Origin of the sequence: Priestia sp. YIM B13486 (assembly GCF_042787865.1) — a bacterium.
Lineage (GTDB): Bacteria > Bacillota > Bacilli > Bacillales > Bacillaceae_H > Priestia > Priestia megaterium.
Window position 1 is genome coordinate 214,673 of sequence record NZ_JBHZOZ010000003.1, and the last position, 13,206, is coordinate 227,878.

The window sequence follows — 13,206 nt, forward strand, 5'->3', positions numbered from 1 at the left end:
CAAGGCGCTGATAAAACAGCGCCTTGTTTCTTTACTTTTGTGTTTCACGAACCCATTTGACAATATCATCAATGACATAAGAAGGAATGTTGGCTGAAACAGCATATTCATCGGGCGTGCTTTTTTCACCAGTTCCTTCTGTGAAAAAGTGGTTGAGCTTTGGATAAAGCTTAAAAGAAGTGTTGGAACGCTGAGATAAGCTTTGTTTCCAGCCTTCAAAATCTTCGGTCGTTACTTGATAATCACGTGCTCCTTGTAAAAGAAGCAGAGGCGTGTCCTGAGATTTTGCGACTTCTGCAGGGTGCCAGTGAGCTACGTCATACCAAAAATAAGGCGTGCCAAGCAGAAATTCTTTTGGCGGCTGAGCTGGTGAAAAGCTTGGGTCTTGTAAAATGGCAAACTGCTGCTGGAAAAAAGCAAGCTGCTCTTTCGGAAGCTGATTCAGCGATACAAGATAGGCAAATTGTTCAAGCATTAACTCTGGAAGTGTGCGGCTCGGTGCAGCAAGTAAAATAGAGCCGCGCACGCTTTTATCCGGCGTGTGATTTAAAATCCTGGGCATCATCATGCCGCCTTGACTGTGTCCTAGTATGAAAATATTGCGGCTGTCGATGCCTTTTTGTTTCGCCATTGCTTCCACTGCGAGTATGGCATCATCCGTTGTTTCATCGTCGACGTTTATTTTATTTTCACCGGACATTTTAGCTGTATGTTCGTATGTACGCTTGTTGTAGCGTAAAACGGCGATTCCTTGAGAAGCCAGTCCAGAAGCCAGATCTCGAAACGGCTTTAAGCTCATAAACGTTTCATCTTGATCAGAAGGTCCTGATCCGTGAACGAATATGACAACGGGTACATTTTGATGTTTTGAACGTGTTGGAAGAGTAAGCGTTGCTGGAAGTTCGTAAGGTGCTTTGCCGATTGAAAGCTGTTTTTCACTGTAGTTCTTAGGGGTGTCATAAGGCGGTGTGGAAAACGAAAACTGGCGCTCCTCCGGTACGATTCGCCAATCATCAATTTGACGATTTTGACTAAATCGAACGGTTAAAGTAGCTGATACGTGTTCAAATTCAATTGGGATTTCTATATTTCGATGAACCGTATTGACTTCACCTTGTACAGCTGTCCCAATCTTTTTTACAGCACCAAGCTGAGCCGTTAGAGCTGACCACCATGTTTTTAGGTTGTCTTCACTCATTTTTAACTGCAGGCCGCGGGAAAAATGGCGCTTAGCTTCTTTGGTTTTGCCGTTGGCGACATTCGTTAAAAATGCGTTTGCTCGTTTGACTTCAACTTTTGCTGAGTGATGAGCAGCATTTGCCGCTGCTTCAGCTTGAACAGGTGAAGTGGACATAGGAAGTACTTGAAGCCCGAGTGCTAAAGAAACAGCGAGTGGAAGGGCAGCTTTTACTTTTTTCATACATCATCCTCCTTGGCGATTCTTCTACTCTATCAGTATACCAATTTTAGGTAAAAGGAGTCATGTCATTTTAAGATAAAAAAAGCCGATGCGTTATGAATATGGTAAAATAAAGGAGTTATATTATTCTGAAAATTAAAATATCTAAAAAAGGAGGCGCTTTTATGACCTATGATCCGCATTATCATCCATATCCATCTTACCGAGTTCCCGTTTATGCAAAAAAAGGAATGGTATCTACATCTCAGCCGCTCGCAGCGCAGGCAGGCCTTGATATTTTAAAAAAAGGAGGCAATGCCATTGATGCAGCAATCGCCACAGCAGCGAGCCTTACTGTATTAGAGCCTGCGTCAAATGGAATCGGAGGAGACGCGTTTGCGCTTGTTTGGACAAATAATCAGCTGTATGGACTAAACGCTAGCGGACCTTCTCCGCGGTCTATTTCCATTGATGCGCTAAAGGAAAAAGGATACAGAGATATTCCTAAGTACGGAATGATTCCCGTTACGGTTCCCGGGGCTCCGGCATCTTGGGCTGCTTTATCGAAGCGATTTGGCAAACTGCCTCTTTCTCAAGTACTGCAGCCTGCTATTCAGTACGCCAAAGAAGGATTTCCGCTAGCGCCTACTCTCGCGAAACAATGGAAACAAGCGTACGATACGTTCAAACGACTACATACAAGCGGAGAATTTGAGTCATGGTTTCAAACGTTTGCCCCAAATGGACAAGCACCAAAAGCAGGAGAAATGTGGTCATCCATCCATCACGCCCATACGCTTCAGCTCATTGGCGAAACAGATGCAGAAGCGTTTTATAAAGGTGAGCTTGCGGATCGTATTGATGCATTCAGCAAAAAATATAGCGGCTTTTTATCCAAGGAAGATTTGGCTGCTTATGAGCCTGAGTGGGTGAACCCGATTTCCGCTCACTACCGTGGATATGATGTGTGGGAAATTCCTCCGAACGGTCAGGGGCTTATTGCGTTAATGGCATTAAATATCGTCAAAGGCTTTGAGCTTCAAGAAAAAGATGCCGTGAATACGTATCATAAACAAATAGAAGCGATAAAGCTTGCGTTTGCGGACGGAGAAAAATACATTACGGAAGAAGCAAAAATGAGCGTATCTGTTAGTGAGCTGCTGTCTGATACATATGCAGGCTATCGCCGCAGTCTTATAAAAGAACATGCTCTTCAGCCTGAAGCGGGAGAACCTGTCGGAAGCGGAACGGTGTATTTAGCAACGGCTGATGAAGCAGGAAACATGGTTTCGCTTATTCAAAGTAATTATATGGGCTTTGGTTCTGGAATCGTTGTGCCAGAAACGGGAATTGCCTTGCAAAACCGCGGCCATAATTTTTCAATGGACCCTAATCACGATAACTGCCTTGCTCCTAATAAAAAAACGTTTCATACCATTATTCCAGGCTTTCTCACTAAAAATAAGGAGCCCGTAGGACCGTTCGGCGTGATGGGAGGTTTTATGCAGCCGCAGGGACATATGCAAGTTGTCATGAATACGATTGACTTTCAGCTTCATCCTCAAGCCGCTTTAGACGCGCCAAGATGGCAGTGGAAAAAAGATAAAACGGTGCTTGTGGAGCCAGCTTTTCCCTCACACGTAGCACAAGCGCTTGAACGAAAAGGACATAAAATTGAAGTAGCCGTGGATTCAATGGCATTTGGGCGCGGACAGATTATTTGGAGAGATCCTGAAAGCGGCGTGCTATGCGGAGGAAGTGAATCACGAACGGATGGATTTGTAGCTGGATGGTAACGTTAAAAAAACACAATAAGTGGAGGAAGAAGCCCGTACTGATTAAAGTTGGGCTTTTTTCATGTCTCAACCACACGTATAAATCTCTTCAAAGAACTTAAAACTAAAACAAACATTTACGTATGTATGGATAACGTGAACTTAGGGGTTATGTACGGAAAATTTACATTAGACGCTGCTGCGTATCTTTATAAATTAATATAAGCAATAATTGAGCGTGGTGAGAACAGCCGTCTCAAGCTGCCAATTGACATGAGGGTAGGCTAACAACACTTGGTGAAAGGAGCGAAAAGGTGATGAGAAATAAAAAGTTTGAAGTGAAATTTTTACGTGTAATGCTACTTATCGACCTGGGAATTCTCCCTTTTTTATTTAGAAAACCACCGATTAAAGACTGGCTGCTGGCCTATGTATTTAACGCCTTAACAAATGGTATTATTGATAAATTTATTGTAACTCACGGCCTTCTTCGATATCCAACTCGCTTATTGAAAAAACAGTTTAGAATTAACGTGTTGTTCGACTTTTTGCTGTATCCTATGATATCCGTCATGATTAATCAAGCTACGTATTACGATAAAGGGTTAAAAGTTTTATATAAAATTGTGCTTTTTACGATTCCAATGTTTTTTATTGAATTATGGGCTGAAAAACGAACGAAGCTCATCGAGTGGAAAACAGGCTGGATGTGGTATCACACTTTTACTAGCGTAACGTTAAAATCGTATCTTAACCGAATGCTGATTGGATGGATTCGAAAAATTGAAAAGAAGCAGGAAGAAACAAAAATACAATAGCAGAGATTCTAAAAACGACGTTAGAGAGGTGAACAAAGGTGCATATTTCTATCCTTCTATGGCTGATTTTTCAAAATATCCAAAAGAAAACATGGAAAAAAATTCACGAGCTTTATGCTGGGGGATTATACGTGAGCTTTTTTAATATTCTCTACTACTTTTTATGTAATGATAAATTGCTTTGGGATTTTAAATCTTCCCACCTTTCACTAAAAGGACTGCGCGTGCTGCATCTTATATTCATTACCCCTCTTATGATTTGGTCGTTCTTAGCTACTTATCCGCCTACACTGGCTAAGCAGGTGAAATATATTACAAAATGGGTATGTACAGCTTCCTTTGTAGAATGGATTGGACTCAGGTGTAAAGCCATTACCTTTAGGCACGGCTGGCATTTAGGGTGGTCAGCACTTATTTACGTAATGATGCTTATCTTCTCGAGATGGTTTCAAAAAAAGCCTTTTGCCGTCTTGCTGCTCTCGGTTCTAGCAACAGTGGTTCTCAGCGTTATCTTTAAAGTTCCCGTGAGTAAACGGATGCTAAAACATCCGCTGAAACGAATATTGACGCGGCCTTTGAAAGATCATGTGACTCAAGCTGTTGCGAATAAAGTAAAGCGAAAATGCCTGCTTCTCAAGCTGTTCTCGTAAGTTCCTGCTCTCTGTGAAGAGCAGGTTTTTTAGCTTACTGGAGGAATAATGTCGGTCAGCAGCAGAATGAAAAAAATCAGGCCCACTCCCGTAAAGCTTAAAGAAGCAAGAAAATAAGCCGTCCAGCGCAAACGAAACGGATTGTGTTCGATATTGGCCCCAGACATTAACCTCATGGAATGAGTTTTATAGTGAGAATGAGCGCTGTTGCTTCCGCTGCTTGAAAACCAAAAAGTCAAAACTGAAAACAAAAGTCCGCTAAAAAACATAAGCTCAATAAAGCGGATAGACAAAAAGGATGAGCACGCATAGGTTAATCCAGCTTCCATAAGCAGTGTAATAACAAAAATAAGCTGAGTTCTTTTCAAAAAATCCTCCCCCTTTTTCTCTATGTCTACTTTTTATTATACAATAATTTACATGTATAAAAAGTCTTAAAAATGCTTTTATCATGATATAATGGTAATAAATGTATGGTTGAAAAAGTATTCAAAACCCGCACGCATCACGATATAAGCTCTTTTATAATGATGAGATTTACTATATACGCTGTGCTTAGCTTCAAGTGCGCAGAATGAAAGCGAGGAGTATGTATGGAGGTAGGAGAGACTGTGATTGCGATATTAGCAGCGGGAGCACTGCTATTATACGGCACGTTAGAGCTTTGGTTTGCGCCTCGTAATGCTTCTTTTTTTAAAGGGTGGAAGCAAAAACTGGCCGTCATTTTACCGTTATATGCGGTTACATTCGGCATATGGTTCGCGTTTTTTTCGTAATACAAAGTCTTAAAAAAAGGAGGAATGAAAAATGGAAATCAATTCATACCTCATTCGGTTTTCATGTATGCTGATGCTGATGTTTGGAGGATTATTTATTATACGGTATGTAAAAACAGGTGACTTTTATTTAGATCAGCTTCTTGTCTTTGGAGCGGGTTTTGTTCTGTTTATCGGCTCACTTATTTGGAAAAGAAAACATCAGCAGCAAGGAAATAGAAAAGCTTGTTAATCTCATGAAATTGTGACAGTATAAAACAGATAAAAAATGTAATCTCGTGATCATACCATTGGTTACGAGCTGCTGCTGGAGGAAAAGAAAATGAATGTACCTAATTGCCCAAGCTGTCAATCACAGTATACATATGAAGATGGAAACCTGTTCGTCTGCCCGGAGTGTGGGCATGAATGGGGACAAGATGAAAAAACAGAAAGCACGGAAGAACAGCTGACTGTAAAAGATGCAAACGGGAACCTTTTAAAAGACGGAGATTCAGTTACCGTCATCAAAGACTTAAAAGTAAAAGGAAGCTCATCGGTTGTCAAAATCGGAACAAAAGTAAAAAGCATTCGTTTAGTAGAAGGCGATCATAACATCGACTGCAAAATTGACGGATTTGGAGCCATGAGCTTAAAATCTCAGTTTGTTAAAAAAGCATAAGAATTAAAAAAGCCAGGATGAAGAACAACTTCACTCTGGCTTTTTTCTATGTGTTTTAACTGATAAAGCGAAATATATAGACCAATTTGTCTATTTTAGAAGGAATCTAGTTAAATGTCCCGAACTTACTTAAAGTGTCTCAAGATTTGGATATTAATGGAATGAATGTCCGTTTCATGAAGACAAAAGGGAGGGAGAAATGTGAAAAAGTTTTTAGCGTTTCAAATTTTAATTGCATTAGTAATCGGAGCTTTTATCGGGCACTTTTTTCCGGACTTTGGGATGGCTTTAAGACCGGTAGGAGACGGGTTTATCCGTCTCATTAAAATGATTGTGGTGCCGATTGTCTTTTCAACCATCGTCATAGGTGCTGCGGGAAGCGGCAGTATGAAACAAATGGGGAGTCTAGGGTTAAAGACGATTATTTGGTTTGAAATCATTACTACCATCGTATTAGGAATCGGTCTGCTGTTAGTGAATTTGCTAAAGCCCGGAGTAGGCCTCGATCTTTCTCATCTTGTAAAAAAAGATATCGGTGAATTGTCTCAGTACACCGACAAAGTCGTAGACTTTAAACAAATGATTTTAAACATCATTCCAACGAATATCGTAGATGTGATGGCAAAAAATGATTTGCTGGCCGTAATTTTCTTTGCTATTTTATTCGGTGTTGCCGCTTCAGGAGTCGGTAAAGCATCCGAACCTGCAATGAAATTTTTTGAATCTACAGCTAAAATTATGTTTAAATTAACGCAAATTGTTATGGTCACAGCGCCTCTTGGTGTACTAGCGCTAATGGCTGCATCTGTAGGGCAATACGGCATTGCACTTCTGCTTCCAATGCTAAAGCTAATTGGAACCGTCTTTTTAGGTCTTTTTATTATTTTATTTGTTTTATTTCCGCTTGTTGGGTTTTTGTTCAAATTCAACTACTTTGAAGTATTCAAAATGATTTGGGACTTGTTTCTTATTGCCTTTTCAACAACAAGTACGGAAACGGTGCTGCCACAGCTGATGGAGCGGATGGAAAAGTACGGATGTCCTAAACGAGTTGTGTCGTTCGTTATTCCGTCGGGCCTGTCATTAAACTGTGATGGCTCCACGCTTTATTTATCCGTTTCATGCGTCTTTTTAGCGCAGGCTTTTAACATCGATATGCCATTAACTCAGCAATTATTTATGATGCTTATACTGGTGATGACAAGTAAAGGAATTGCGGCTGTCCCGTCAGGTTCACTTGTTGTTCTTTTAGCAACAGCCAACGCAGTAGGTCTGCCGGCTGAAGGAGTGGCAATTATTGCAGGAGTAGACCGCATCATGGATATGGCCAGAACAGGAGTCAACGTTCCAGGCCACGCGATCGCCTGTATCGTCGTCTCAAAATGGGAAAAAGTATTCCGCACCCAAACGCCGATCCCGCCTGCATCTCACACGGAATCTCTATAAAACCAACCCCCGCTTTAGCTCATAAAGCGGGGGTTTTTTGTTAAATCTCTAAATATTTATTAACGATGTAGACTAAAGTAATTTGTCATATTCAGCCCTATTCAAAAAAAGAGGACGCGCCGCTTAAGTCTAAAAAAATGCCCTGTGACTGTTTTTTGGTCACAGGGCATTTTTTAGATGAATGTTCACAAATTGTTCACTTACGAAGAAGGAAGATAAAAAGCTATACTAAGCCAAGTAAAAAAGATGAAAAGGATGAGGAATGTGCCAACAACTAAAAAAGAGAGTATGTATTTTGGAATGATGATGTGCGGAGGGATGGTGCTTGTAATGACGGTGTATAACATGTTAATGAATGACGTCATCGGGCATATCACCCTTGCAGGAGGTATTTTGAACTTGGTTATCACGTTTGTAGTCGCAATGGCTGTCGAAACTTTTTTCGTTGGTCCCGTAGCAAAAAAAGTAGCATTTTCACTGCCGTTTGATAAGTCTAAACAGTTAAAAGTCGTGTTGATTTTGTCATCATGTATGGTTATTGGAATGGTGCTTTCCATGTCTGTATATGGATTAATTACGATGTCACTTACGAAAGGCCTGCAAGGAGAGCCGCTTCTTTCAAGCTATGCATTTATCGTGATGAAAAACTTTATCGTAGCCTACCCGCTTCAGCTTCTTATTATGGGACCTTTAGTTCGTTTATTGTTTATGAAATTTGTGAAAAAGAATCCGGCAGCGGCTTAAGTCAAAACCCTAAGAACGCCTATTTTCTTAGGGTTTTGTTATGCAAAGCTGTTTGGTAAGAAGAGAAGAAAATTCACGTAAAGCCGCCGATACAAAGGCATCTTTTCGCGTAATAAAAAAAGTGGGAACCTTTCTATATGGCTGCGGCAGCGGCGTTAACGTTAATGAATGGTCGTGATGAGATACAATGGATTTCATCATTACAGCTACGCCCATACCAGCTTTTACACACCCAATAATCGCTTCAATCGTACCAAATTCTAATATCCGTTTTGGAAACACGCCTTCTTTTGTCAACAGCATTTCTAACGTATGTCGATATGCGCATCCGCTGCTGAATGCTAATAAATTCATATCGTTTAGGCTGTAAAGAGAAGGAAGAGGGTGGCGGCTCACAAGTACAAGCTCTTCATCTTGAGTAAATAAAGAGTTTAGATCAGGATGTTCACAGCTGCCTGCAACAAATGCGCCTTCAAGTTTTCGGGTTAAAACCAGGTGAATAAGAACATCGGTTGTATGTGTTTCTAAAATGAAGTCTACATCCGGGTAGGCAGTGCAATAAGTAGAAAGCAAAGGCGGTAGCCGAAGAGCCGCGGTAGATTCAGTTGCACCTATTTTTAAAGGCCCTATCGGCGTGTGCGCACTGCTTTGAACAGTTATAGTGGCTTCATTGGTTAAACGAAGAATTTCTTCAGCATAACGATGCAACAGCTCTCCGCTAGAAGTTAACGTTACGCCTTTACCGCTGCGTTCAAATAGCTGTGTACCGAGTTCAGCTTCTAGCTGCTGAATGCGCATCGTCACATTCGACTGCACGTAGCTTAAACTTTTGGCAGCTTTTGAAATGTTTTTTTCTTCTGCTACCGTTGTAAAAACAAGCAAATCTTTTATATCCATAAAATCTCCTCCTTCAGCTATCATTTTTATTGATGACTTTTATCTTTATTCCTTATTTTACATGATACCATTCCTTCTCTACACTGAAAGTAGAGGTGGAGGAGAGAAAATGAGCAGACAAAAAGCTTCTTATAAGTGGATGATTTTATTTATTGCCACTCTTTCTCAGGCATGTGCCACGTTTGTCACCTACGGAGCGGGGCCATTGGCCGCGTTTTGGCAAAGACTATATGATTTATCGCAGTTTCAAACAGGACTACTCGTATCAGCTATTCAAATTGGTCCGATTTTTTCCATGCTGCTTTTTGGAAACTGGATGGATCGTTATGGAGAAAGGTGGCTTGTAGGAGGAGGATCTATTTTGCTGGGGGTAAGCATGCTTTTTGCCTATAGCGCTGATCATTATTTGTATCTAACAGGCGTACTTCTCGCAGCAGGCGTGTGGTATGGAACAGCACAGCCAGGAGGAAGCAAAGCAGTGGTGAAGTGGTTTCCTTCTCATCATAGAGGCCTTGCCATGGGGATTCGGCAAACGGGGATACCGATTGGAGGCGCTGTCGCTTCAGCAGCATTACCGCTGCTGTTTCATCAATACGGCTGGCATGGGGCTGTTCTCGTACAGGCAGCGGCAGCTATCGGAGGAGGCATTCTTTTTTTTGTATTCTACCGAGAGCAATCATCATCGTCAGAAAAAAAGGAAACATTTACGCTTCGTCATAAAATCAAGCGCATTTCTCAAGATAAAACGCTTTATCCGCTGTTTTTTGTAGGTGTTTCAATGATTTCTCTTCAAATGATTATCGTTGCGCACTTTATTAGCTATTTAACGAAAGCCATAAAGATGGATTTTGCTTCAGCTGGCATTCTGCTGAGCATCACACTGTTAGGCGGAATGGTGGGGAGAATTGTTTTAGCTTGGGTAAGTGATTATGTGTATAACGGAAATCGAAGAACTCCTTTGCAAGTGACGGTTTGGATGGCTGCAGGATTAATAATAGCTATTTCTTATATTGGATTTACTTTGCCTTTTTGGCTACTAACTGCAGTTTGTTTTAGCCTCGGTTTTTTTGCAATTGGCTGGTTTAGTTTGTTTATCGTGCTAATAGCAGAAAAAGCGGATGATCGTTTTATTGGTTTAACGGTAAGCATTGCGTTAACGCTCAATCAATTTGCCATCGTGCTCGCACCGATTTGGTTTGGGCTCCTTGTGGATTGGCTCCGGAGTTACACGTTGGCTTTTAGTACGGTTGCATGCTTCATTGCTTGTGGAGGAATATGGTTAAAAAAAGAGCGAGTTCATGCATTTTTAAATAAAAACGTCACTAAATAAAAAGTGATTTAGGGCTATTTATTTAAGAATAGAGAAGACCTCTTATCCTCTAAAACGTTTCAAAGCCATGCTCCCGGGTACACACAACATTAATGAGGAGGAGATAGTATGGAAGCAAAAGCAAAGAATGTTGTGGGGGTATACGAAACGGAACAAGAAGCAATTCAAGCTGTAGAGAGTTTGAAAAAAGAAGGGTATACATCAGAAGAAATATCTATCATCGGCAAACATAAAAAGACCAAAAAAGTTCAGAAAGAAACGAATACAAAAGCAGAAGGGGCAGCAACTGGAGCACTTACCGGAGGTACGCTAGGGAGCTTGACCGGAATATTAGCAGGTGCCGGGGCTCTTGCCATACCGGGAATAGGTCCAATTGTGGCGGCTGGCCCGATTGTAGCTACATTAACAGGTGCGGCAGCTGGTGCGAGCGTAGGAGGTCTGTCTGGTATTTTAGTAAGTATGGGAATTCCAAAACAGCAGGCCGAACAATATAATGATTCAGTCAAAGAAGGCAGCTTGCTTGTTTTAGTAGACAAAGAAGACTCAGATCATGATGGAAACCCGAAAGCTCCTTTAACCGGAATGATTTTATAGAACGTAAGATACGTAGGAGAAATCTGTCGCAGTGCGGCAGTTTTTTTTTATGCGCTGGTTTTATTTAAGTGAACTTTATTGACAATAATATTCCATAATAGTTAAAAATATCAAAATATGTCATGGTGTATAAAATAATAATATGCCTTAAATTATAATGTAATATTATTGTAACAATAATGTATTTATTGTTTTATTTTGGGATCGAAATCTTGATGAAAGCTTTAATAGAAGGATTTACGTGCAAGTTCCATCCAATAATTAACTGTTAATTATTATACGTAGTAGAATAATTTTCTAATTTATTTTCGGAAATTACTTTTTAGCAAATTATTCATGTTTGAAAGAGGGCTAAAAAGTATATTTCAAAAGTATGTTTACTTAAAAAGTTAAGCAGGTTGATTAGTAGCATCATTCATTTAGTTAAATTTCGAAAGGAGCTGCTAAAATGAGTATTCAAAAAAGTACAGATAGTTCTAGTTTAGCAGAAGTGATTGATCGAATTCTCGACAAAGGAATTGTCATCGATGCTTTTGCCCGAGTATCACTCGTAGGAATTGAAATCTTAACGATTGAAGCACGAGTCGTTATTGCAAGTGTCGATACATGGCTTCGCTACGCAGAAGCCGTCGGGTTATTAACCGACAAAGTAGAGGAAGAAGGGCTGCCTGGCCGAACAGAAGAGCGAGGTGCAGGGCTTAGCTTTTAAGTCTTTTAATCGTAAGAAAATTCATTAAATAAATAATAATTAAGAGAAAAGAGGATGAAACATGTCAACAACTGATAACAATGTGCAAAATGAAAAACAAGAAAATCAGCAGCAGGAAGAAAAAACGCAAAACTCTTTAAATCTTGCTATTTTAGGAGGCGTAGTAGGAGCGGGAATTGGACTTCTTTCAAGTCCTCAAACGAGTAAAAAAGTACTCAGCCGCTTAGGACAATCAGAAATTGTACGTGCGACAGGACAAGAGTTAAGAAGAAACGCACAGGATATTCTAACGCAGCAAGCGATGGGAGCATTAAGACAGACGGCTACAGGCTATCTTGAAAAAGACAATTTAAGCAAGCTGCTGGCACCTAAAAAGAAAAAAGAAGATGCATCAAATGAACAGGGAAATTCGCAGGAAGAAGTCAGCCAAAGCTCAGAAATGGAAACGTCTCAGTACGAAGAGCTAAAAGAAGAAAATAAAAATATGAACGACCAGCTGCAGCGCATTGAAGAGATGCTAAACAAACTCATGGACGCGAAGAAGTAAGATATCCGTCCTTAAGGGGAATTTCATGGATAAAAAAGATGTGGAGAAAGCAGCCTTAAAAGCAGGAAAAAAGATCATCGATCATACGCCTGAACCTGTTAAGGAAAAGGTAGAAGAAAAGGTTAAAAAAAAAGCGAAAGAAAAATTTGTCGAAAAAACTGAAGGGAAACTGCAGGAAAAAGCAAATGAAGCGTCAGAAAAACTGCAGGAAACAAAAGAAAAAAATGCCCAAAAGGTACACGGCAAAGGGGAAGACGCAAAAGAAAAGCTCCAAGACGTCTTACTATCAGTAAAAGATAAGCTTAGCGATGTGAAAGAAGCTGGAGAAAACTTTCAAGAAAAAGTTTCTTCTTCAGACGATAAAGAGAAGTCAAAAAATAAGCGGAAAATAAAAGGCGCAAATCAGATTAAAAAAGCAACGGATATTAAAAGCTCTACTAAGATTAAAAGTTCCAATGATATTAAATCATCTACAGATTTAAAAACAATGGGATCATAAGCGAAAGGAGAAATGAGATATGTCTATTCAAAAAAGTACTAATAGTTCAAGTTTAGCAGAAGTCATTGACCGTATTTTAGATAAAGGAATTGTTATTGATGCTTTTGCAAGAGTTTCTGTTGTAGGAATTGAGATTTTAACGATTGAAGCACGAGTGGTTATTGCCAGTGTTGATACATGGTTACGCTATGCAGAAGCAGTAGGGCTTCTTCGTGACGACGTAGAAGAAAACGGTCTTCCTGAACGTTCAAATTCAAGTGAAGGACAGCCGCGTTTTAGTATTTAATATGAAGTGATATGGAACCTTCCTTTTTTGAGGGTGGTTCCAGCTTTTAGATTTAACTATTGGAGGCTACTAAAA

The 13,206-nt window shown here is 40.2% G+C and carries 17 protein-coding genes; 14 read left to right on the plus strand and 3 right to left on the minus strand.

What is annotated here, in order from left to right; genetic code table 11:
* Positions 1–31: 31 nt before the first annotated feature.
* Positions 32–1,420 (minus strand): alpha/beta fold hydrolase, encoded by a 1,389-nt coding sequence (locus ACFX4G_RS09270; protein WP_377574221.1) that lies wholly within the window; start codon positions 1,418–1,420, stop codon positions 32–34.
* A gap of 164 nt (positions 1,421–1,584) precedes the next feature.
* On the opposite strand from ACFX4G_RS09270, the gene ggt reads away from it, so the two are divergent.
* The 3 genes from ggt (at position 1,585) to ACFX4G_RS09285 (ending at position 4,642) form a co-directional block, all read left to right on the plus strand.
* Positions 1,585–3,195: a gamma-glutamyltransferase gene (gene ggt, locus ACFX4G_RS09275; RefSeq protein WP_377574224.1), complete on the plus strand. Its 1,611-nt coding sequence runs from the start codon at positions 1,585–1,587 to the stop codon at positions 3,193–3,195.
* 296 nt (positions 3,196–3,491) lie between these two features.
* Positions 3,492–3,992: a CBO0543 family protein gene (locus ACFX4G_RS09280; RefSeq protein ID WP_377574227.1), complete on the plus strand. Its 501-nt coding sequence runs from the start codon at positions 3,492–3,494 to the stop codon at positions 3,990–3,992.
* A gap of 131 nt (positions 3,993–4,123) precedes the next feature.
* Positions 4,124–4,642 carry a hypothetical protein gene (locus ACFX4G_RS09285; protein ID WP_377574231.1) on the plus strand — a complete coding sequence of 173 codons (519 nt, stop codon included), beginning with the start codon at positions 4,124–4,126 and terminating at the stop codon, positions 4,640–4,642.
* A gap of 29 nt (positions 4,643–4,671) precedes the next feature.
* On the opposite strand, the gene ACFX4G_RS09290 is transcribed toward ACFX4G_RS09285, so the two are convergent.
* Positions 4,672–5,010, minus strand: a complete 339-nt coding sequence (locus ACFX4G_RS09290; RefSeq protein WP_097822825.1) for a hypothetical protein — start codon at positions 5,008–5,010, stop codon at positions 4,672–4,674.
* A gap of 225 nt (positions 5,011–5,235) precedes the next feature.
* Between ACFX4G_RS09290 and ACFX4G_RS09295 the strand changes: the two genes are divergently transcribed.
* From ACFX4G_RS09295 to ACFX4G_RS09315, 5 genes are all read left to right on the plus strand, one after another.
* Complete coding sequence (locus tag ACFX4G_RS09295) at positions 5,236–5,418, plus strand: hypothetical protein (RefSeq protein WP_097822824.1); 183 nt, start codon at positions 5,236–5,238, stop codon at positions 5,416–5,418.
* Between the two features lie 31 nt (positions 5,419–5,449).
* A complete protein-coding gene (locus tag ACFX4G_RS09300) occupies positions 5,450–5,650 on the plus strand; it encodes a hypothetical protein (RefSeq protein WP_014459191.1) in 201 nt (66 codons plus the stop codon).
* A gap of 90 nt (positions 5,651–5,740) precedes the next feature.
* Entirely contained in the window at positions 5,741–6,079 is a 339-nt protein-coding gene (locus tag ACFX4G_RS09305; protein WP_016764918.1) for a zinc ribbon domain-containing protein YjdM, read from the plus strand.
* Positions 6,080–6,280: 201 nt separating this feature from the next.
* Positions 6,281–7,525, plus strand: a complete 1,245-nt coding sequence (gene gltP, locus ACFX4G_RS09310; protein WP_377574236.1) for a glutamate-aspartate/proton symporter GltP — start codon at positions 6,281–6,283, stop codon at positions 7,523–7,525.
* A gap of 264 nt (positions 7,526–7,789) precedes the next feature.
* Complete coding sequence (locus ACFX4G_RS09315; RefSeq protein ID WP_377574239.1) at positions 7,790–8,269, plus strand: DUF2798 domain-containing protein; 480 nt, start codon at positions 7,790–7,792, stop codon at positions 8,267–8,269.
* 27 nt (positions 8,270–8,296) lie between these two features.
* On the opposite strand, the gene ACFX4G_RS09320 is transcribed toward ACFX4G_RS09315, so the two are convergent.
* Entirely contained in the window at positions 8,297–9,166 is an 870-nt protein-coding gene (locus ACFX4G_RS09320; RefSeq protein ID WP_162214606.1) for a LysR family transcriptional regulator, read from the minus strand.
* Positions 9,167–9,275: 109 nt separating this feature from the next.
* On the opposite strand from ACFX4G_RS09320, the gene ACFX4G_RS09325 reads away from it, so the two are divergent.
* From ACFX4G_RS09325 to gvpA (ACFX4G_RS09350), 6 genes are all read left to right on the plus strand, one after another.
* Positions 9,276–10,496 (plus strand): MFS transporter, encoded by a 1,221-nt coding sequence (locus ACFX4G_RS09325; protein WP_340448037.1) that lies wholly within the window; start codon positions 9,276–9,278, stop codon positions 10,494–10,496.
* A gap of 108 nt (positions 10,497–10,604) precedes the next feature.
* Positions 10,605–11,090, plus strand: a complete 486-nt coding sequence (locus ACFX4G_RS09330) for a general stress protein (RefSeq protein ID WP_043981350.1) — start codon at positions 10,605–10,607, stop codon at positions 11,088–11,090.
* Positions 11,091–11,538: 448 nt separating this feature from the next.
* The gene (gene gvpA, locus ACFX4G_RS09335; protein ID WP_013058000.1) at positions 11,539–11,799 is read left to right on the plus strand and encodes a gas vesicle structural protein GvpA; all 261 of its coding nucleotides are present in this window, start codon (positions 11,539–11,541) and stop codon (positions 11,797–11,799) included.
* A 61-nt stretch (positions 11,800–11,860) separates the two neighbouring features.
* The gene (gene gvpT, locus ACFX4G_RS09340; RefSeq protein WP_377574244.1) at positions 11,861–12,346 is read left to right on the plus strand and encodes a GvpT/GvpP family gas vesicle accessory protein; all 486 of its coding nucleotides are present in this window, start codon (positions 11,861–11,863) and stop codon (positions 12,344–12,346) included.
* Between the two features lie 25 nt (positions 12,347–12,371).
* Complete coding sequence (gene gvpQ / locus ACFX4G_RS09345; protein WP_377574247.1) at positions 12,372–12,845, plus strand: gas vesicle protein GvpQ; 474 nt, start codon at positions 12,372–12,374, stop codon at positions 12,843–12,845.
* A 19-nt stretch (positions 12,846–12,864) separates the two neighbouring features.
* Positions 12,865–13,131: a gas vesicle structural protein GvpA gene (gene gvpA / locus ACFX4G_RS09350; protein ID WP_013057997.1), complete on the plus strand. Its 267-nt coding sequence runs from the start codon at positions 12,865–12,867 to the stop codon at positions 13,129–13,131.
* Positions 13,132–13,206: the final 75 nt, after the last annotated feature.

Excerpts from the sequence above, each read along its gene's own strand:
- ACFX4G_RS09270 (WP_377574221.1), bottom strand. The coding sequence starts at position 1,420 with ATGAAAAAAGTAAAAGCTGCCCTTCCACTCGCTGTTTCTTTAGCACTC.
- ggt (WP_377574224.1), top strand. The coding sequence starts at position 1,585 with ATGACCTATGATCCGCATTATCATCCATATCCATCTTACCGAGTTCCC.
- ACFX4G_RS09280 (WP_377574227.1), top strand. The coding sequence starts at position 3,492 with ATGAGAAATAAAAAGTTTGAAGTGAAATTTTTACGTGTAATGCTACTT.
- ACFX4G_RS09295 (WP_097822824.1), top strand. The coding sequence starts at position 5,236 with ATGGAGGTAGGAGAGACTGTGATTGCGATATTAGCAGCGGGAGCACTG.
- ACFX4G_RS09300 (WP_014459191.1), top strand. The coding sequence starts at position 5,450 with ATGGAAATCAATTCATACCTCATTCGGTTTTCATGTATGCTGATGCTG.
- ACFX4G_RS09305 (WP_016764918.1), top strand. The coding sequence starts at position 5,741 with ATGAATGTACCTAATTGCCCAAGCTGTCAATCACAGTATACATATGAA.
- ACFX4G_RS09320 (WP_162214606.1), bottom strand. The coding sequence starts at position 9,166 with ATGGATATAAAAGATTTGCTTGTTTTTACAACGGTAGCAGAAGAAAAA.
- ACFX4G_RS09325 (WP_340448037.1), top strand. The coding sequence starts at position 9,276 with ATGAGCAGACAAAAAGCTTCTTATAAGTGGATGATTTTATTTATTGCC.
- ACFX4G_RS09330 (WP_043981350.1), top strand. The coding sequence starts at position 10,605 with ATGGAAGCAAAAGCAAAGAATGTTGTGGGGGTATACGAAACGGAACAA.
- gvpA (WP_013058000.1), top strand. The coding sequence starts at position 11,539 with ATGAGTATTCAAAAAAGTACAGATAGTTCTAGTTTAGCAGAAGTGATT.
- gvpT (WP_377574244.1), top strand. The coding sequence starts at position 11,861 with ATGTCAACAACTGATAACAATGTGCAAAATGAAAAACAAGAAAATCAG.
- gvpQ (WP_377574247.1), top strand. The coding sequence starts at position 12,372 with ATGGATAAAAAAGATGTGGAGAAAGCAGCCTTAAAAGCAGGAAAAAAG.
- gvpA (WP_013057997.1), top strand. The coding sequence starts at position 12,865 with ATGTCTATTCAAAAAAGTACTAATAGTTCAAGTTTAGCAGAAGTCATT.